General features: G+C 73.1%; 13 protein-coding genes. 4 read left to right on the top strand and 9 right to left on the bottom strand.

Features of this window, described 5'->3' with window-relative positions; translation table 11 throughout:
• Positions 1 to 197: 197 nt before the first annotated feature.
• Positions 198 to 1,391 (top strand): family 16 glycosylhydrolase, encoded by a 1,194-nt coding sequence (locus AB0M28_RS25365; protein ID WP_365409255.1) that lies wholly within the window; start codon positions 198 to 200, stop codon positions 1,389 to 1,391.
• 52 nt (positions 1,392 to 1,443) lie between these two features.
• Here the strand turns inward: AB0M28_RS25365 and AB0M28_RS25360 are convergent, their stop codons facing one another.
• From AB0M28_RS25360 to AB0M28_RS25325, 8 genes are all read right to left on the bottom strand, one after another.
• Entirely contained in the window at positions 1,444 to 3,693 is a 2,250-nt protein-coding gene (locus AB0M28_RS25360; protein ID WP_365409253.1) for an FAD-dependent oxidoreductase, read from the bottom strand.
• Between the two features lie 123 nt (positions 3,694 to 3,816).
• Complete coding sequence (locus tag AB0M28_RS25355; RefSeq protein ID WP_365409250.1) at positions 3,817 to 4,536, bottom strand: SDR family oxidoreductase; 720 nt, start codon at positions 4,534 to 4,536, stop codon at positions 3,817 to 3,819.
• Positions 4,533 to 5,447, bottom strand: a complete 915-nt coding sequence (locus tag AB0M28_RS25350) for a dihydrodipicolinate synthase family protein (protein ID WP_365409247.1) — start codon at positions 5,445 to 5,447, stop codon at positions 4,533 to 4,535. The genes AB0M28_RS25355 and AB0M28_RS25350 overlap by 4 nt, the downstream gene beginning before the upstream one ends.
• Complete coding sequence (locus tag AB0M28_RS25345) at positions 5,444 to 6,625, bottom strand: mandelate racemase/muconate lactonizing enzyme family protein (protein WP_365409321.1); 1,182 nt, start codon at positions 6,623 to 6,625, stop codon at positions 5,444 to 5,446. Before AB0M28_RS25345 ends, AB0M28_RS25350 begins: the two co-directional genes overlap by 4 nt.
• A gap of 147 nt (positions 6,626 to 6,772) precedes the next feature.
• Positions 6,773 to 8,005, bottom strand: a complete 1,233-nt coding sequence (locus tag AB0M28_RS25340; RefSeq protein WP_365409244.1) for a phosphodiester glycosidase family protein — start codon at positions 8,003 to 8,005, stop codon at positions 6,773 to 6,775.
• A 91-nt stretch (positions 8,006 to 8,096) separates the two neighbouring features.
• Positions 8,097 to 8,687 (bottom strand): peptidoglycan recognition family protein, encoded by a 591-nt coding sequence (locus AB0M28_RS25335; protein WP_365409241.1) that lies wholly within the window; start codon positions 8,685 to 8,687, stop codon positions 8,097 to 8,099.
• A 166-nt stretch (positions 8,688 to 8,853) separates the two neighbouring features.
• Complete coding sequence (locus AB0M28_RS25330; RefSeq protein ID WP_365409238.1) at positions 8,854 to 10,041, bottom strand: ROK family transcriptional regulator; 1,188 nt, start codon at positions 10,039 to 10,041, stop codon at positions 8,854 to 8,856.
• Entirely contained in the window at positions 10,038 to 10,664 is a 627-nt protein-coding gene (locus AB0M28_RS25325; protein ID WP_365409235.1) for a TetR family transcriptional regulator, read from the bottom strand. Before AB0M28_RS25325 ends, AB0M28_RS25330 begins: the two co-directional genes overlap by 4 nt.
• A gap of 165 nt (positions 10,665 to 10,829) precedes the next feature.
• On the opposite strand from AB0M28_RS25325, the gene AB0M28_RS25320 reads away from it, so the two are divergent.
• Positions 10,830 to 12,434 carry an MFS transporter gene (locus tag AB0M28_RS25320; protein ID WP_365409232.1) on the top strand — a complete coding sequence of 535 codons (1,605 nt, stop codon included), beginning with the start codon at positions 10,830 to 10,832 and terminating at the stop codon, positions 12,432 to 12,434.
• 386 nt (positions 12,435 to 12,820) lie between these two features.
• Here the strand turns inward: AB0M28_RS25320 and xylB are convergent, their stop codons facing one another.
• Entirely contained in the window at positions 12,821 to 14,242 is a 1,422-nt protein-coding gene (gene xylB / locus AB0M28_RS25315) for a xylulokinase (protein WP_365409229.1), read from the bottom strand.
• 113 nt (positions 14,243 to 14,355) lie between these two features.
• Here xylB and xylA point away from each other — a divergent pair, with 113 nt between their 5' ends.
• The gene (gene xylA, locus AB0M28_RS25310) at positions 14,356 to 15,519 is read left to right on the top strand and encodes a xylose isomerase (RefSeq protein ID WP_365409226.1); all 1,164 of its coding nucleotides are present in this window, start codon (positions 14,356 to 14,358) and stop codon (positions 15,517 to 15,519) included.
• 418 nt (positions 15,520 to 15,937) lie between these two features.
• Complete coding sequence (locus AB0M28_RS25305; protein ID WP_365409223.1) at positions 15,938 to 16,168, top strand: hypothetical protein; 231 nt, start codon at positions 15,938 to 15,940, stop codon at positions 16,166 to 16,168.
• The last annotated feature ends 399 nt before the right edge of the window (positions 16,169 to 16,567 follow it).

The raw sequence follows: 16,567 nt of genomic DNA, 5'->3' as shown, positions 1-16,567 counted from the left end.
GAATCTGACTTGCAACATGCGGGATCGTTGCCCACATATTGCGGGTGCGTCAACCCCCTGTGGCTTGGGACTTGCAGAGTTGCCCAGGATCGAGGCCTCGTGCGGGCGATTTCCGCCGCTGCCGCAGGGGTTGACGCGCTTGCAACATGTGGACACTCTTCCTGCGATACGGATGTCACTTGCGAGGAAGGAAGACCATGAAGAGTGTCTGGCGTTACGCAGCCGCCTCCGCGGCCGGCGCCCTGGCCCTGGGTGCCGCCCTGAACGCACCGGCCGCCGCAACCGTGCCCCAGGAGGCGGCAGTCGCCGAGGCGCCCGGCACCGGCTGGGCGCTGGCCTTCGCCGACGAGTTCGACGGGACGGCCGTCGACACCTCCGCCTGGACCTACCGCACCGACGTGAAGGCCAACAGCGCCCAGCGCCCGGAGAACGTCACCGTCTCCGGGGGAGCGCTCAGCATCAACCTCAAGCAGGAGAGCTACGCCGGGAAGAGCTTCACCGGCGGCGGCGTCATCTCCCGCAAGAAACTGCGGTACGGCTACTACGAGACCCGCGCGAGGATCAACGACGGCGCCGGCTGGCACAGCTCCTTCTGGCTGATGGCGGGGGACGGCAGCACGACCTTCCCCGAGGACCGGCGCACCGAGGTCGACGGCTTCGAGACGGACTCCGTCAACCCGACCAGGACCTCGCACAACGTCCACGCCTGGCGGGGACCGACCTCCGACGGCGCCCTTCACTGGGGCTCGGGCAGCTACGACACCGGCCTGGACCTGCGCCAGTGGCACACCTACGGCTTCGACTGGAGGGAGACGGGCGTCACCTTCTCCATCGACGGCGTGCAGCGCTACAGCGCCGCGTACGGCCCGCAGCAGGGCACGCACGACTACACCAGTGTCTGGCTGACCTCCATCGCCTACGGTGGGGCGCCGGACGTGAGCAAGCTGCCGTCCGCCGTCCAGTTCGACTACGTGCGCTACTGGCAGCGCGACTACTACGTCGACAACGACGGTCCCGCCGCCTACGGCTTCACCACCACCGGCACCTGGCAGCCCAGCTCGCTGACCGGCTGGACGCTCGGCTCCCCGGTGGTCTACGGCTGCACGGCGGGTGACAGGGCGACCTGGCGGCCGAACATCCGGGCGGCGGGCTCGTACGAGGCGTACATCTGGAAGTCCGTCTCCGGCACGGGCGGCGATCCGGCGGGGAAGGTCACGCTCGACAACGCGGGCACGGTCTCCACGCGCACCGTCGACGAACGCTCCGGCACCTCGGGCTGGGTGTCCCTCGGCACGCAGTCCTACGCCGCCGGCACCTCGGCCGCCGTCTCCCTGACGGCGAGCGGCACGGGGTGCGCGCACGCGGACGCGGTGAAGTTCGTACAGCGGTGAACTGCGCCTGATACGGCCGCCCCGCCGAGGCCTTCGGCGGGGCGGCCGTATGTCACGCATAGGCGCGGAGCGCCACGACGCGTGCCTCGGCGGCGCCGTGCGTGGCCTCCACCAGCAAGCGCAGCGCAGTCGTCGTCACCGCGGGGAAGTCGTGGACCCGGTGGCGACGGCGATTGCCGCGGACCTCGACGAGCGCCCGCCAGGCGCCGTCCACCAGCGCCTCGAGGCGGTAGCCGCGGACCAGCTCCGGCATCACCTCGTACGGAGTGCGGTGGCGGTGCAGGTTGTTCAGGTACTCGTCGACGTCGTCGTCGAAGACCACGCGGGCCTGGGCCAGGGTGACCGGTGCGTCCCAGTCCAGGCGCAGCCACGATCCGGGCGCGGGTCCGGCCGACTGCCACAGCTGAGGGCCTCCGTACGGCCTCTGGTAGCCGCCCACGGCCTTCAGGGGCGAGTAGGCCCGGGTCGGGGCGTCCAGCCGGAAGCAGAAGCTCCTGCGGCGCATTCCGCGCGCCACCCAGTCGGCGACCGGCTGCCCGTCCTCCTCCGGGATGTCGTGGTCCACGCCGGGCTCGCCCGTGAGCTTGCGGGCCAGGGCCAGCACCCCGGTACGCCGGCTGTCCGCGAGGTGCAGCGCGGCGTGCGGGTTCGCCCGTACCACCACCACGCAGTTGCGCGGCTCGTCCGGCTCCCAGTCCAGGCCGGTGGCGATCCACTGTCCCTTGCCAGCCGCGACCGGGCGGCTGACGGACCGCACCAGCTTCGCCGGCACGGCGTTCTCCGGCCGGACGGTGTCCCACAGTTCGAACCGGAGCGCCGTCTCGGCGTCCGCGTCCGCCAGCAGCTCCAGCCCTTCCAGCCGCGGGTCCACGGGCAGCAGAAGGCCCAGATCGCGGTCCAGCGGACACCGCTCGACCGTGATCCCTTCAGCCGGCTCCACTGCCAGCCGCTCCAGTGCGCTGGAGGCCGACACCCGCGCCGAGCGCGCGAGGTCGTCCGGGTCGTCGTTGCGTACGCCCACCACCGAGGCGTCCTGGCGCAGCAGCGTCTGCTGCAGCTCACGCCCGCGCGCCAGCTCGCGCGGGGTGACGCCGTCGCGTACGCACAGGGCGGCGCCCGTGCCCGCCGCCTCGCCGATCGTGGCGCAGGTGGCCATCACGCGCGTCGAGCCGAAGGCGATGTGGGTGGCGGAGATGTTGCGGCCGGCGAAGAGGAGGTTGCCGACGTTGCGCGAGTACAGGCTGCGGAAGGGGATGTGGTAGACGCCGTCCGAATAGCGCTGCCGGGCGCCCGGGCTGCTGGCGTACATGCCCTCCACCGGATGCAGGTCCACCGACCAGCCGCCGAACGCCACCCGGTCCTCGAACGGTTCCTGCGCCATGACCTCCGTCTGCGTCAGCACATGGTCGCCGAGGAAGCGCCGGTACTCCCGCTTGCCGGGGATGGAGCCGACCCATTCCAGGGTGAGGTGGTCCGCGTCGAACCGGCCGGAGTTCTTGATGTGGTCCCAGATCCCGGTGATGACGGACCACAACTCGTCGCGGATGCGCTCGTTGTCGTGGACGGTGTCCAGTTCGCCGCCCCATTCGATCCACCAGTAGTCGCAGCCGTTGTCGCCGGTGCGGATGAGCCGGTGCTCGGGGATGGGGGTGGTGAGGATGTCCTTGGCGTACGCGGGCGGCACGTACTTGACCGGGCGGCCGGCGTCCTTGGTGTAGAAGAGGATCGTCGACCCCAGCAGCTGTCCGTCGGCCTGCTCGGGCGCCCACTCCTCGCCGTACTCGGCCTTCGACTCGCGGCCGACACGGTGCTCGGCGCCCGCCAGGAAGCCGATCAGGCCGTCGCCGGTGCAGTCGAGGTAGACCGGGGACGTGAAGGTCGTCAGCCGCTCCGAGCCCATCGTCCAGCCGGTGACCGAGGTGATGCGGCGGTCGTCGTCCGGGCCGTCGGCGGCGACCTCGCGGACGTCGGTGTTGAGGAACAGCCGGATGCCCTCCTCGGCGCGCACGGCGTCGAGGACCACCTGGTCCCAGTAGTACGGATTGCCCTCGGGGTTGCGGTACTGGTTCTCGGTGTACAGCTCGCCCATGATGCCCGTCTCGCGGGCCCATCGGTGCACGCCGTGGGCGGTGGCCCCGCACACCCAGACGCGTACCTCGCTGCTGGAGTTGCCGCCGAGGACGGGCCGGTTGTGGACCAGGGCGACGCTGCGGCCGAGGCGGGCGGCCGCGATCGCGGCGCAGACTCCGGCCAGGCCGCCGCCTATGACGGTGATGTCGCTGTGGACGGTTTCCTCACGCACGGGGTGTCCTTTGCAGATGGTGGTGAGTGGTGAGCGGTGGGGGCGCGCGGGCATGCCGGATCGCGGCTCGGCGGGTCGTACGTCGCGGAGCCGGGTCCGGGGGACTGGGGGACCGGGCGGGCTCTAGAGGAACCGCTCCCGCAGGTCGGGGCGGATCCAGGCGGCCGGGGAGGAGATGCTCAGGCCGCCGTCGACGGGCAGCACCGTGCCCGTGACGAAGGAGGCGGCGGGTGAGCCGAGGAAGTGCACGGCGGCGGCGACCTCCTGCGCCGTACCGGTCCGGCGCAGCGGATAGCCCTCGGTGACGTCCGCCAGATGCGTGTTGCCGATCATGCCGGGGGCGACCGCGTTGACCCGGATCCCGCGAGGCCCGTAGTCCAGGGCGAGCTGGCGTACCAGGCCCTCCACGCCCGCCTTCGCCGCCGCGTAGGCGGGCAGACCGGGCGCGGCGAGGAACGCGTTGACGGAGGAGACGGCGACGATCGCCGCCCCGCTGCCCAGATGGGGGAGTGCGGCCCGGGCGGCGAAGAACGCGCTGTCCAAGGTGGCCGCCATCGCCAGCCGCCACTGGGCGTCGGTCGTCTCCTCCGCCCGGGCGACGGGCTGCGCGGCGGCGGCCAAGACGAGGACGTCCAGCCGTCCGAGCGTTTTCAACGCCCCTTCGACGCAGTCGGCGGCGGCCGCGGAGTCACCGCAGTCGGCGACCGTGTACGCCGTGTACGCGGGGTGCCGGCTGGCCCGCAGCCCGCACCCCGCGACGTGGTCGCCGTCCGCCGCGAAGGCGGCGGCGATCGCCTCGCCGATGGAGGACTCGCCGCCGACGACGAGCACGCCGCGCGTCACCGCTGACTCCCCACCACCGCCGTGGACAGCCCGAGCCGGCGCACGATGCCCTCCAGTTGTGTGCGCACCGCGTCGCCCGCGGGCTGCGCCGGCATCCGGACGGCGGCGGACCGGATGATGCCCCTCGATACGAGGACCTCCTTGTGCACCGCCCAGGCGAGCCCCGGCTGCATGCCGAAGCGGATGAGCGGCAGCAGCCTGTCGAAGGCGGCGTGCGCGTCTTCCGCGCGCCCCGCGGACCAGTCGTCGAGCAGCGGCCGCAGCATGTCGGTGAACTCGCAGGCCGGCATCGTGCCCACGGCGCCGGCGGCCAGCTCCTCCAGCAGGAAGAACGCGTTCTGCCCGCCGAGGACCTCGAAGCCCTCCGGAGCGGCCGCGACCGTGGCTCCGATCTTCGGGGCGGTCGGCGCCGTCTCGACCTTGACGGAGTCGACGCCGGCGAGCTTGCCGAACTCCGTGAGCAGCGGCACCGGCATGGCGACGCCGGTGGTGGCCCCCGCGTCCTGCACCATCACGGATAGTCCGGCGCGTTCGCCGATCGTCCCGTAGAAGTCGACGAGTTGCTGAGGGCTGGGCTTGGCGAGGTAGGGCGGCAGGACCATCAGCGCGCTCGCCCCGCCCGCTGCCGCCTGTTCGACCTGTTCCAGGGCGGTGGCCAGGCTCGTGGGGCTCACGCCCGCCACCACCGGCACTGCCCCGGCGACTACGGTCGTCACGTCCTGGAGGATCTCGGCCCGGTCGGCGGCGGTCAGCGCGAAGCCCTCGCTGGCCATCCCGAACACCGCCACCCCGTCCGCGCCGGCGCGCAGCTGGAACTCCGTCAGCCGCCGCAGCGAGCCGCGGTCCAGGCTGCCGTCCGGGTGGAAGGGGGTCGCCAGGACGGGGACGAGCCCACGGACAGGGTTGCTCATGCGGTGATCTCCTCGGCGTGCTTGATGATGAACGCGTCGTCGACGTCGACGCCCAGCCCCGGGCCCTTCGGCAGCGTGATGCCCTTGCCCGGTCCGCCGGCCAGCGGCTCGCGCAGGATGCGTGAGGCGACGTGCCAGGTGGTGGGCTGGTACTCGAAGAACGGCATGTCGGCTACCGCCGCCGCAAGATGGAGTCCGGCGGCTGTGGCCACGCCCAGTCCCACCGAGTGGTGCGGGGCGAGGGGGATGTGGTGGGCGGCGGCCACCTCGGCGATGGCCAGGGCCTCCGTGATGCCCGTACGGCCGATGTCCGGTTGGGCGAGCGACAGGGCGCGGCGGCTGATCCAGTGCTGGAACTCGTAGCGGTTGCGCAGCGCCTCGCCGACGGCCACCGGCAGGTCGAGCCGGGACTGCAGCTCGCGGTGGCCCTCGACGTCCTCCGGGACCAGCGGCGCCTCCAGGAACGCCACCCGGCCGCGCCGCTGCAGCTCCCGCCCCAGCCGCGCCGCCTCGCCCAGGCCGTACGCCCAGTGCGCGTCGACGGCCACTTGCAGCCGCTCGTCGGCGGCCAGCACCGCGTCCACGGTGGCGAGGTCCGTCTCCACGCCGCGGCCCAGGTGCAGTTTGACCAGACGGACGCCCTTCGCGGCCCATTCGGCGGCGAGTTCCGCGCGCTCGGGGTCGGTGTCCCGGGGCAGCCCGGAGACGTAGGCGGGTAGCGTCGTACGGAAGGCGCCGCCCAGCAGCTCCGCCACCGGCAGTCCCGCCCGCCGCCCCGCCAGGTCCCACAGAGCCGTGTCCACGGCCGCCAGCGCGTCCGCCTGGTGCCCGGTGAGATGGCCGCGCTCACGCATCAGGTCGCGCAGCCGGTGCCAGGCGGGGCGGACCGCGCCGACGGGCATGCCGAGCAGCGCGGGGCGCAGCAGGGTGGCGACGATCTGGCCCGGCACCTCCGGGCCGACGGGCGCCAGGGCCTCGCCCCAGCCCTCGGTGCCGTCGTCGGCGGTGAGCCGGACGAGCATGGTCTCGAAGCGGGACGAGTACAAGCTGCGCCACGGCTCGCGCACCACGTACCCGCGGTCGTCCGTCAGCTCGCTGCCGTCGTCGAGTCGGCCCAAGTAGGCATCGTCGTGCGGCAGTTTCAGCACGTACACCCGGACATCGCGGATATGCGGCATGGTCACCATCCCAGCGTCGGCTAGCGGCTCGGCTCAGATGATGGCACATTCCCATATGATGCAAGCGGCATGCAAGGAGTGCATTCGGCTTTACGGTCCGGGAATCGCCGGCCGCCCCTCGCGCAGGGCGAGGGGCAGCACGGCCGGTCAGGGCTGAGTGAACACCCCTATCGCGTTCGGCACGGGCCGCTCGAAGCTGCCCGGCGGGCGGTTGACGGCCGTCGCCGCGGTCGCGCCCGGCGCCCGCACGGCCAGGGTCGACGAACCGCCGCCGTCCAGATTGACGGCGTCCGTCGCGCCCACGTCCAGCAGCAGGGCGGCGAGTTCGCTGATCGTGAGGCCGGCGCTCGTCTCCGCGTTCCCGTCCAGCGACAGCAGGAACAGCCGCTCGCCGTCCGCGCCGAAACCCGCCGCCGAGCGGCCTGCGGCCGTCACGGTGTCGAGACCGGCCAGCGGCTGTCCGCCGCGCGCGATCGGATAGCCGCCGACCGCGAACTTCAGGGGGACGACACCCTCGGCGTCGAGATGGCTCAGCACCTCGACCGGCTCGCCGACGCCGAACTCGCGCAGCTCCTGGGCACCGGCCTCGCGTCCGACCAGCACGGTGGTGTCCGGCGCTATCGGTCCGCCACCGATCACGGCCGAGGCCGACTCAACCCGCCCACGCCGCACGCGCACCTCGTACACGTCGGTGCTGCACGGATCCGCCCGCCGGGTGTCGCTGCCGCAGGTGGAGCGTACGCGCGAGGTGGTGCCCCAGTCGGACGTGAACGCGCCGATGCCGCCGACAGGCAGCGCGTACTGGTTGAGGCCGGCGAGAGGCAGCGACCCGGCGGGGGTGAGCACCGTGCCCTTCAGCTGCAGGGTGTCCAGACGTGCCCGCCGGTCCATACCGACGCCGATCACGTCGCGGGTGGACGTGCCGGGCGGCAGCGCGGGCCCGAAGCGCTGGGCGTTCGGCACGGCCCCCTTCAGCTCGTGCCCGCCCGCTATCTCCGGGCCCACCGGGGCGTTGGTCGCCTGGACGCCCGGGTGCTGGCTCTCGGTGATGTTGAAGAAGTCGCCGTTGACCGCCGCTATCGCGCCGCCGGTGTCGGCCATCCGCGTCACCGGCGCGCTCGCCCCGACGGCGCCGGGATGCAGGAGGTCGGTCGTGACATGCGGGTCGGAGAGGTCGACGGTGACCAGATGGCCCGTCACGTCGCCGTGCGAGGCCGGGAAGGTGAAGGAGCGGTACTCGACCCCGGAGGCGATCTGGGTCCCCGCGGAGAGGCGCGCCCCGGGGTCGTCGGCGGCGACGGCCGCCGGGGCGGCCGAGGAGAGGGCGGCGAACGCGCCCACCGCGGCCAGGATGCTGCGTGACGTTCCGCGACGGTGCACGGTTACTGTCCCCCCACGAAGACGGACGGGGCGCCGCTTCCCGGCGTCCCGTCAAGGCGGGCGGGGCGCCGGAAACGGCGCCCCGCGGAGTTCAGACAGCGGCTTTGACGTAGCTCATGTACTTGGCCCAGTCCCAGTAGGGGCCCGGGTCGGTGTGCGTGGTGCCGGGCACCTCGACGTGCCCGATGATGTGCTGGCGGTCCTTCGGGATACCGAACTTGTCGCAGACGGCGGCCGTCAGTTGGGCGGACTGCCGGTACATGACGTCCGTGAACCACGAGGGGTCGTCGACCCAGCCCTCGTGCTCGATGCCGATGCTGCGGGTGTTGTAGTTCCAGTTGCCGGCGTGCCAGGCGACGTCCTTCTGGCGGACGAACTGGCCGATGTAGCCGTCGCCGGAGGCGACCATGAAGTGGGCGGAGACCTTGCGGCTCGGATCCTGGAAGATCCGCATCGCGTCCTGGAAGGTCTCCTGGGTGACGTGGATGACGACGAGGTTGATCGGATACGTCGTCGGGCGGTTCGAGACCGTGTAGTTGGAGGCGCTGGCCGGGATCCAGTGGGTGACGGGATAGCTCGCCGCGCTCGCGGGGGAGGCGGCGAGCGGTCCGATGGCGGCGGCCGCCGCGCCGGCGGCGGCGCCCTGCAGTAAGCGGCGGCGGGAGGGTCTCGCAAGGTCCATGGGGGCTCCGGTGAGTGAGGGACTGCTGCGAGTACATGACACGTGCGTGGTGCGAGACTCATGATGAGTGCCGGGGTCACCGCTGCCAAGACGTGCTCGGGTATGCCAATGGGCCTGCCAATGGCGGTGGTTGGCGCCCCGTGCGGTCGTGGCCGCCCGAGGGCCGCTACGCGGCCGCGGGCGGCTCGTCGAGGACCGACTGGACGATGCGGAGCGCCGAGCCCCGCAGCGGCCCTTCAGCGCCCGGCCGGGAGACGGTCACCCGTACCGTACGCGCCGGATCCGCCAGCCGGTCCGACAACTCCCGCTCCAGGCGGGGCAGCACCCACGGCGCCAGCTCCGCGAGCGCGCCGCCCAGCACCACGGCCTGCGGGTCGAGCAGGTTCACGGCGCCGGCCAGCGCGATACCCAGGGCCTCGCCCGCGTCGCCCAGCGCCCGGGTGACGGCGTCGTCGCCGGCCTCCGAGCGGCGGGCCAGCAGCGCGATGCGCCCGCCGGGCCCGGGGTGTTCGCGTGCCGCCCGTTCGGGGGCGATCCCGACGGCCCGCAGCACCGCCTCCTCGCCGGCGTACTGCTCCAGGCAGCCTCGCCCGCCGCAGGCGCACGCCGGGCCGTCCGGACGTACCGGCACATGCCCCAGCTCGCCCGCGAAGCCGTGCGCCCCGCGCAGCAGCTCACCGTCCACGACGACCGCCGCCCCGATGCCGATCTCGGCGGAGACGTGGACGAAGTCCCGCCACTCGGCCTCCCGCAGCTCCGCCAGCGCGCCGAAGTTGGCCTCGTTGTCGACGGTGACCGGCAGCGCCGTGGTCAGCAGGGGACGCAGGTCCACCCCCTGCCAGCCGAGGTTCGGCGCCCGTACGACGGTCTGGTCGCGCCCGACGAGCCCCGGCACGGCCACCCCGAGCCCGGCGGGCTCGAGCCCCGCGCGGCGGGCCTCCACCGTGATCTGCTGGATCAGCCCGTTCAGCTCGGCCAGTACCGGCTCGGGGGCGCGGCCCCGGTTGGCGGCGTCGACGGCGATCCGCGCGCGCACGGTGCCCCGCAGGTCGACCGCGCAGACGGAGAGGTGGTCGACGCCGATCTCGGCGCCGATGCCGCACGGCCCCTGGTCGTTCAGCGCCAGCGCGCTGCCCGGGCGGCCGACGGTGCCCGGCCGGCCCCGGCCGAGCTCCACGATCAGACCGGCCCGCAGCAACTCCTCCACCAGCGCGGAGACGCCCGCCCGGGTCAGCCCGATCCGGGCCGCGACGGACGCGCGCGAAAGGGAGCCCTCCTCGGCGAGGGCGTGCAGGACCAGGGAGAGGTTGCGCCGGCGCATCGCCTGCTGGGTGCCGGGTGCGGGTGCGCTCATCGGGCGGGCTCCCAGACGCCGACCGCCTGCGGCAGCTGGTCGAGATAGGCCATCGTCGCGGCCCGGGCCCCGGCCAGCGTGGCGTCGTCCCCCGTACTCCACAGACGGGCGGCGGCCTGCATGACGGCGGTGAACGCGGCCACCAGGACGCGGGGCCGCGGGTCGGTGTCGGGATCGACGCCCTCCCGGCGGGCGATCTCTGCCGCCAGCAGCTCCGACATCCGCGTCGTACGGTGCAGCGCCACGGCGATGAGAGCGGGCGTCGTCTCGATCGTGCGCCACATCCGCGTGTACGTGGCCACCGGCACGGTGTCCTCGATGGTCGTCCCGATGCCGTCCCACACCGACTCGAGCGCCGCCCTCAGGGCGACCGGCGGGGGCTCCTCCGCGGGACGGCGGCGGACGGCCTCGTAGAACGAGGACTCGATCATGTCCTGGAGCGCGAAGGCGACCTCCTCCTTCGTCGCGAAGTAGCGGAAGAAGGTGCGCTGCGACACGTCGGCGGCCGCGGCGATCTCGTCGACGGTGGTCCGCTCGTAACCCTGCTCCACGAACAGCTCGATGGCGGTCCGGATCAACGTCTCACGTGTGCGCTGCTTCTTGCGTTCGCGCAGTCCGGTCACTTCACGGCCGCCTTCCGACTGGTCGCGCGACAGCTTACCGGCGCGGTCGCGGAACGCCGTCCGGCGAAGAGCCGGCCCGGGTCCGCTTACCGCCCGGTTAACTGTCAGTTACTGTCGCATGGGGGTGTTTGTTATTTGGCAGCGACTGACACTAGGGTCGATCGTATGACCAGTCCGACCGCCACCCGCCTCTCCAAGCAGCCCCCGGATCCGGATTCCCGGCAGCGGACAGCGCTGCGGGGACATCCCTGGCTCACCCTGTTCGCCGTCGCCATCGGCGTCATGATGGTCGCCCTCGACGGCACCATCGTCGCCATCGCCAACCCGGCCATCCAGCAGGACCTCGGCGCCTCGCTCGCCGACGTCCAGTGGATCACCAACGCCTATCTGCTCGCCCTCGCCGTCTCGCTCATCACCGCCGGAAAGCTCGGCGACCGGTTCGGCCACCGGCAGACCTTCCTCATCGGCATCGTCGGCTTCGCCGCCTCGTCCGGTGCCATCGGGCTGTCCGGCAGCGTGGCCGCCGTCATCGCCTTCCGCGTCTTCCAGGGCCTGTTCGGCGCCCTGCTGATGCCCGCCGCGCTCGGCCTGCTGCGTGCGTCCTTCCCGGCCGAGAAGCTGAACGCCGCCATCGGCATATGGGGCTCCGTCATCGGCGCCTCCACCGCCGCCGGGCCCATCGTCGGCGGGCTGCTCGTGGAGCACGTCAGCTGGGAGTCGGTGTTCTTCATCAACGTCCCGGTCGGCGTCCTCGCGCTGGCGCTCGGGCTGTTCATCCTGAAGGACCACCGTGCCGAGCACGCGCCGCGCTCCTTCGACGTCCTCGGCATCGCGCTGCTGTCCGGGGCGATGTTCAGCCTCGTCTGGGCCCTGATCAAGGCGCCCGTCTGGGGCTGGGGCGATACGAAGACCCTCGTCTTCCTGGGCGCGGCGGTGCTCGGCTTCCTGCTGTTCGTCCTGTGGGAGTCGAAGGCGCGCGAGCCGCTGCTGCCGCTGTCCATGTTCCGGTCCGTGCCGCTGTCCGCCGGGACCGTTCTGATGGTGCTGATGGCCTTCGGTTTCATGGGCGGGCTGTTCTTCGTCACCTTCTATCTGCAGAACGTGCACGGCATGAGCCCGGTCGACAGCGGGCTGCATCTGCTGCCGCTGACCGGCGGCATGATCGTCGCCTCGCCGCTGGCTGGTGCGGTCATCACCAAGACGGGTCCGCGCGTTCCGCTCGTCGTCGCGATGGGGCTCACGGCGGTCGCCATGTTCGGCATGTCGACGCTGGACGCGGACAGCGGCACCGCGGTGACGGCGCTGTGGTTCACCCTGCTGGGCTTCGGGCTCGCGCCCGTCATGGTCGGCGCCACGGAGGTCATCGTCGGCAACGCCCCGCTGGAGCACGCCGGTGTCGCCGGCGGACTGCAGCAGGCGGCCATGCAGGTCGGCGGCAGCCTCGGCACGGCGGTGCTGGGCGCCGTGATGGCGTCGCGGGTGGGCGGCACGCTGCCCGAGCGGTGGCAGGAGGCGGGCCTGCAGCCGCTGGACGCGAAGTCGCAGGAGGCGCTCACCAGCGCCGCCGAGGTCGGGCTGGCGCCCCCGCCGCCGAAGGGCACTCCGGCGGAGGTCGCCCAGTCGATGGCGGACGTCGTCCACGGCGCGTTCATCTCCGGCATGGGCCTGGCCCTGACGTGCGCGGGCGTGGTCGCGGTCTTCGCGGCGGGCGTCGCGCTCTTCACGAAGGCGGGCCAGGGAGGGGACGGCACTCCGTCGGTCCACATCTGACCTCACCGGGCGGGCCCGGCGGTCAGGAGGCGCTGGGGGCGGGCCGCACCCGGCCCTCCAGCGCCACGAAAGCGACGAGGTACCCACGTGCCTCCACAGGCCGCGGGTGAAGCCTCCAGGGGCTGCTGCGGGTTGGACGGCGAGGCGGGCGCCGACCGGCAGGCCCGGGGGCTGCGGGCCAGCCACAGACGCGGCGAGCCGGGGGTCTGGGGGCGGAGCCCCGGGATGGTGTGGGCTCGCCCCCGAGTCGGCGTCCCGGGGGTCTGGGGGCGGAGCCCCCGGATGGTGCGGGCTAGCCACTGACGCGGCGAGCTGGCGCCCGGGGGTCTGGGGGCGGAGCCCCCAGGGCCCTCGTCATCCGTACACGAACCGGCACGGGCGACCACTCAACGCGCCCGCCGCAACAGCGCGTCCGCCCCGTCCACCACCGAGCCGATACGCCGCAACGCCTCCTCGTCCCGTTCCACGGCCTCGTACGAACGGCCCTCCGCGGTCCCCCAGCGGCGCGCCACCTCCGCCGGGTCCTCGCCCAGCAGCAGACCCGCCGCCTGCGCGGCCGCGCCGAGCGCCACCGCCTCCCGCGCGTGCGGGACCCGGACCGGTCGCCCGCTCAGCCGCCGCACCGTGTTGCGCCACGCGGTGCCCTGCGCGCCACCGCCGATGAGCAGCAGCGGCTCGTCCGGGGCGGCCTCCGGGCCCGCCACCAGCTCGAGCGCCGCGAGTAGGGCGTACACTGCGCCGTCGTACGCCGACTGCAGCACCTGTCCCGCCGTCGTGTCGTGCCGCAGCCCGTACAACAGCCCCGACGCGTGCGGCAGATCGGGCGTCCGTTCCCCGTCGAGGAAGGGGAGCATGACCGCCGTCGACCCCTCCTCGACCTCCTCCCGGTAGCGCCCCAGCAGCGCCGCGACCCGGTCGACCGCCTGCGTGCAGTTCAGCGTGCACGCCAGCGGCAGCCAGTCACCGCGGGCGTCCGCGAAACCGGCGACCGTCCCGGTGGGGTCCGCGGGGCGCCGGCCGGTCACCGCGTACACCGTGCCCGAGGTGCCGAGGCTCAGCACCGGCTGGCCGGGCCGCAGCCCGAGGCCGAGTGCCGCCGCCATGTTGTCGCCGGTCCCCGCGGCCACCAGGGCGCCGTGGGGGAGCGGCAGATCAGCCTGGACGGTGCCGGCCGCCTCGCCGGGCGCGAGGACGCGGGGGAGCCGGTCCGCACTCAGCCCGACGTGCTCCAGGGTCTCCTCGTCGTACGCGCCGGTGCGGGCGTCCCACCAGCCGGTGCCGGAGGCGTCCCCCCGGTCCGTGACGGCGACACCGGTGAGGCGCTCCGTCAGATAGTCGTGGGGGAGTCGCACGCCCGCGGTGGCGGCGGCAGCCCCGGGCTCGTTGTCCCTCAGCCACGCCCATTTGGTGACCGTGAAGGACGGCGCGGGGACACTGCCGGTGCGCTCGGCCCACGCCTTCGGTCCGCCGAGGGAGGCGACCAGGCGGTCGCGCTGCGGGGCCGAGCGGACGTCGTTCCACAGCAGCGCCGGGCGGACCGGTTCGCCGTGCCGGTCGAGGGTCACCAGCCCGTGCTGCTGGCCGGCGACGGCGACCGCCGCGACCTCGCGGACCACGTCGCCGCAGTCGGCGAGAGCCGTGCCGAGGGCGTCCCACCAGTCCCGCGGATCACTCTCCCGTGCCGCGTCACCCGCCGAGACCTTGTGCGGTGCCTGCGCCTGGGCCACGACGTGGCCGGTGTCGACGGCCACCACCAGCACCTTCGTGGACTGCGTCGAGCTGTCCACCCCTGCGACGAGCGGCCCCATTGCTACCTCCGTGCCCCGCGGCTCTTCCACTGACCGGAAGTGCATACTAATTTGTCAAAGGCTCTAACGAAATACTTCCGACCGACGACGCGACGAGCACCATGGAGGGCGCCATGACCTACACCCCCACCCCCGAGGACAGGTTCACCTTCGGTCTGTGGACCGTCGGCTGGCAGGGGCGCGACCCCTTCGGCGAGGCGACCCGGCCCGCGCTCGACCCGGTGGAGACCGTGGAGCGGCTGGCGGAGCTCGGCGCCTACGGCGTGACCTTCCACGACGACGACCTGATCCCCTTCGGCGCCTCGGAGGCCGAGCGGGAGTCGTGCGTCAAGCGCTTCCGGCAGGCGCTGGACGCCACGGGCATGAAGGTCCCGATGGCGACCACGAACCTCTTCGCCCACCCCGTCTTCAAGGACGGCGCCCTCACGGCCAACGACCGGGACGTCCGCCGCTACGCCATCCGCAAGGTGATCCGCAACATCGACCTGGCCGTCGAACTGGGCGCCACCACCTACGTCGCCTGGGGCGGCCGGGAGGGCGCCGAGTCCGGTGCCGCGAAGGACGTGCGCGCCGCGCTCGACCGGATGAAGGAGGCGTTCGACCTCCTCGCCGAGTACGTCACCGGCCAGGGCTACGACCTCCGCTTCGCCATCGAGCCCAAGCCCAACGAGCCCCGCGGCGACATCCTGCTGCCCACCGTCGGGCACGCCCTGGCGTTCATCGAGCGCCTGGAGCGGCCCGAGCTCTTCGGCGTCAACCCCGAGACCGGCCACGAGCAGATGGCCGGGCTCAACTTCCCGCACGGCATCGCCCAGGCCCTGTGGGCCGGCAAGCTCTTCCACATCGACCTCAACGGCCAGAACGGCATCAAGTACGACCAGGACCTGCGCTTCGGCGCCGGCGATCTGCGCGCCGCCTTCTGGCTCGTCGACCTGCTGGAGAGCGCGGGCTACGCCGGCCCGCGGCACTTCGACTTCAAGCCGCCGCGTACCGAGGACTTCACCGGCGTGTGGGCCTCCGCCGCCGGCTGCATGCGCAACTACCTGATCCTCAAGGAGCGCGCGGCCGCCTTCCGCGCCGACCCCGAGGTCCAGCAGGCGCTGCGCGACAGCAGGCTGCACGAGCTGGCGCAGCCCACCGCGGACGAGTCGGGGCTGGCGGGACTGCTCGCCGACCGCGGCGCGTTCGAGGAGTTCGACGTCGAGGCGGCGGCCGCGCGCGGGATGGCGTTCGAGCGGCTTGACCAGCTGGCGATGGACCATCTGCTCGGCGTGTGACCGTACGCGGGCCGGAATGCGGGGTTCAGGCGGGAGATAGGTCGCGGGTCGGTTACGACGGGCGTGGCGGACCGGTGAGTCCGACCATGCTGAACGTATGAGCTATCCGCCGCCAGGATCCCCGCCCACTCCTCCGCCGCCCAGTGGTCCCCCCGGAGAGCCGCCGGGAGGAGGCTTCGGCGGGCCGCCCGCAGGGGGGTTCGGCCAGCCACCGGCGGGCGGCTTCGGAGGCCCCCCGGGCGGCGGGTTCGGCGAGCCGCCCGGGGGAAGCTTCGGCGGTCCGCCCGACGGCGGCTTCGGCGGGGGATCGTCGGGCGGCGGTTTCGGCGCACCGCCGCCTGGCCCGCCCGGACCGCCGGAGCCGGCTCCGCCCACGGGTCCGCGGCGCGGTCCGCTCATCGCGGCCGCGGTGGTGGGCGTGTTGCTGCTGGGCGGCATCGCGGCCTACGCGTTGGCGGGCGGCGGCGACGACGGCTCGGACGGCGACAAGGGCGGTACGTCGACGCCGTCGGCCGGTCTGCCGTCGGGGCTGCCCTCGGGCCTGTCGAGCCTCCTTCCCTCGGACATGCCGAGCGGGATGCCGTCCGGTCTGCCGTCCGACCTCCTCCCCAGCGGCGAGCTGCCGAGCGACCTGTTCGGGGACCAGTAGCCGGGCGCCCGTCGATTTCGGGAACGTAACAGCTGAACCCGCTGCTGATCACGCCTTCACCTGGGGCGCGGCGCGGGATAGCTTTACGGCTCACGGAATCTGCCGAAGCGTTGCCGGATCCCTCCGGTCCCCCTGCCGTTCGCTGATTCCCTTCCATCGGACAGCCGCCGGCCCGCGCCGCGGCCACCACGTGGTGCTCAGACCGCCGGCCCCGGCCGACGGAGGGGGAGGAACTCCGGGTGAAGCCTTCGCTGCGGCCCGAGATACGGCGTCCTGCGGCCGTCCTGTCGCTGCTGGCGCTGGCCGGCCCGGCCCCGCCGCCGACATGTGGTCCCTGGGCGGTCTGCTGTACGCGGCCGTGGAGGGGCATCCGCCGTACGACCTGGGCTCGGCGATCGC

The sequence above is a fragment of the Streptomyces sp. NPDC051940 genome, assembly GCF_040680895.1.
Lineage (GTDB): Bacteria > Actinomycetota > Actinomycetes > Streptomycetales > Streptomycetaceae > Streptomyces.
The sequence above is the reverse complement of the archived record's forward strand: the minus strand, read 5'-3'. Positions and strand labels throughout refer to the sequence as shown.

Bases quoted from the DNA above. Each gene is read 5' to 3' on its own strand.
- AB0M28_RS25350 (WP_365409247.1), bottom strand. From the start codon at position 5,447: ATGAGCAACCCTGTCCGTGGGCTCGTCCCCGTCCTGGCGACCCCCTTC.
- AB0M28_RS25335 (WP_365409241.1), bottom strand. From the start codon at position 8,687: ATGGACCTTGCGAGACCCTCCCGCCGCCGCTTACTGCAGGGCGCCGCC.
- xylA (WP_365409226.1), top strand. From the start codon at position 14,356: ATGACCTACACCCCCACCCCCGAGGACAGGTTCACCTTCGGTCTGTGG.
- xylB (WP_365409229.1), bottom strand. From the start codon at position 14,242: ATGGGGCCGCTCGTCGCAGGGGTGGACAGCTCGACGCAGTCCACGAAG.
- AB0M28_RS25330 (WP_365409238.1), bottom strand. From the start codon at position 10,041: ATGAGCGCACCCGCACCCGGCACCCAGCAGGCGATGCGCCGGCGCAAC.
- AB0M28_RS25320 (WP_365409232.1), top strand. From the start codon at position 10,830: ATGACCAGTCCGACCGCCACCCGCCTCTCCAAGCAGCCCCCGGATCCG.
- AB0M28_RS25345 (WP_365409321.1), bottom strand. From the start codon at position 6,625: ATGCCGCATATCCGCGATGTCCGGGTGTACGTGCTGAAACTGCCGCAC.
- AB0M28_RS25365 (WP_365409255.1), top strand. From the start codon at position 198: ATGAAGAGTGTCTGGCGTTACGCAGCCGCCTCCGCGGCCGGCGCCCTG.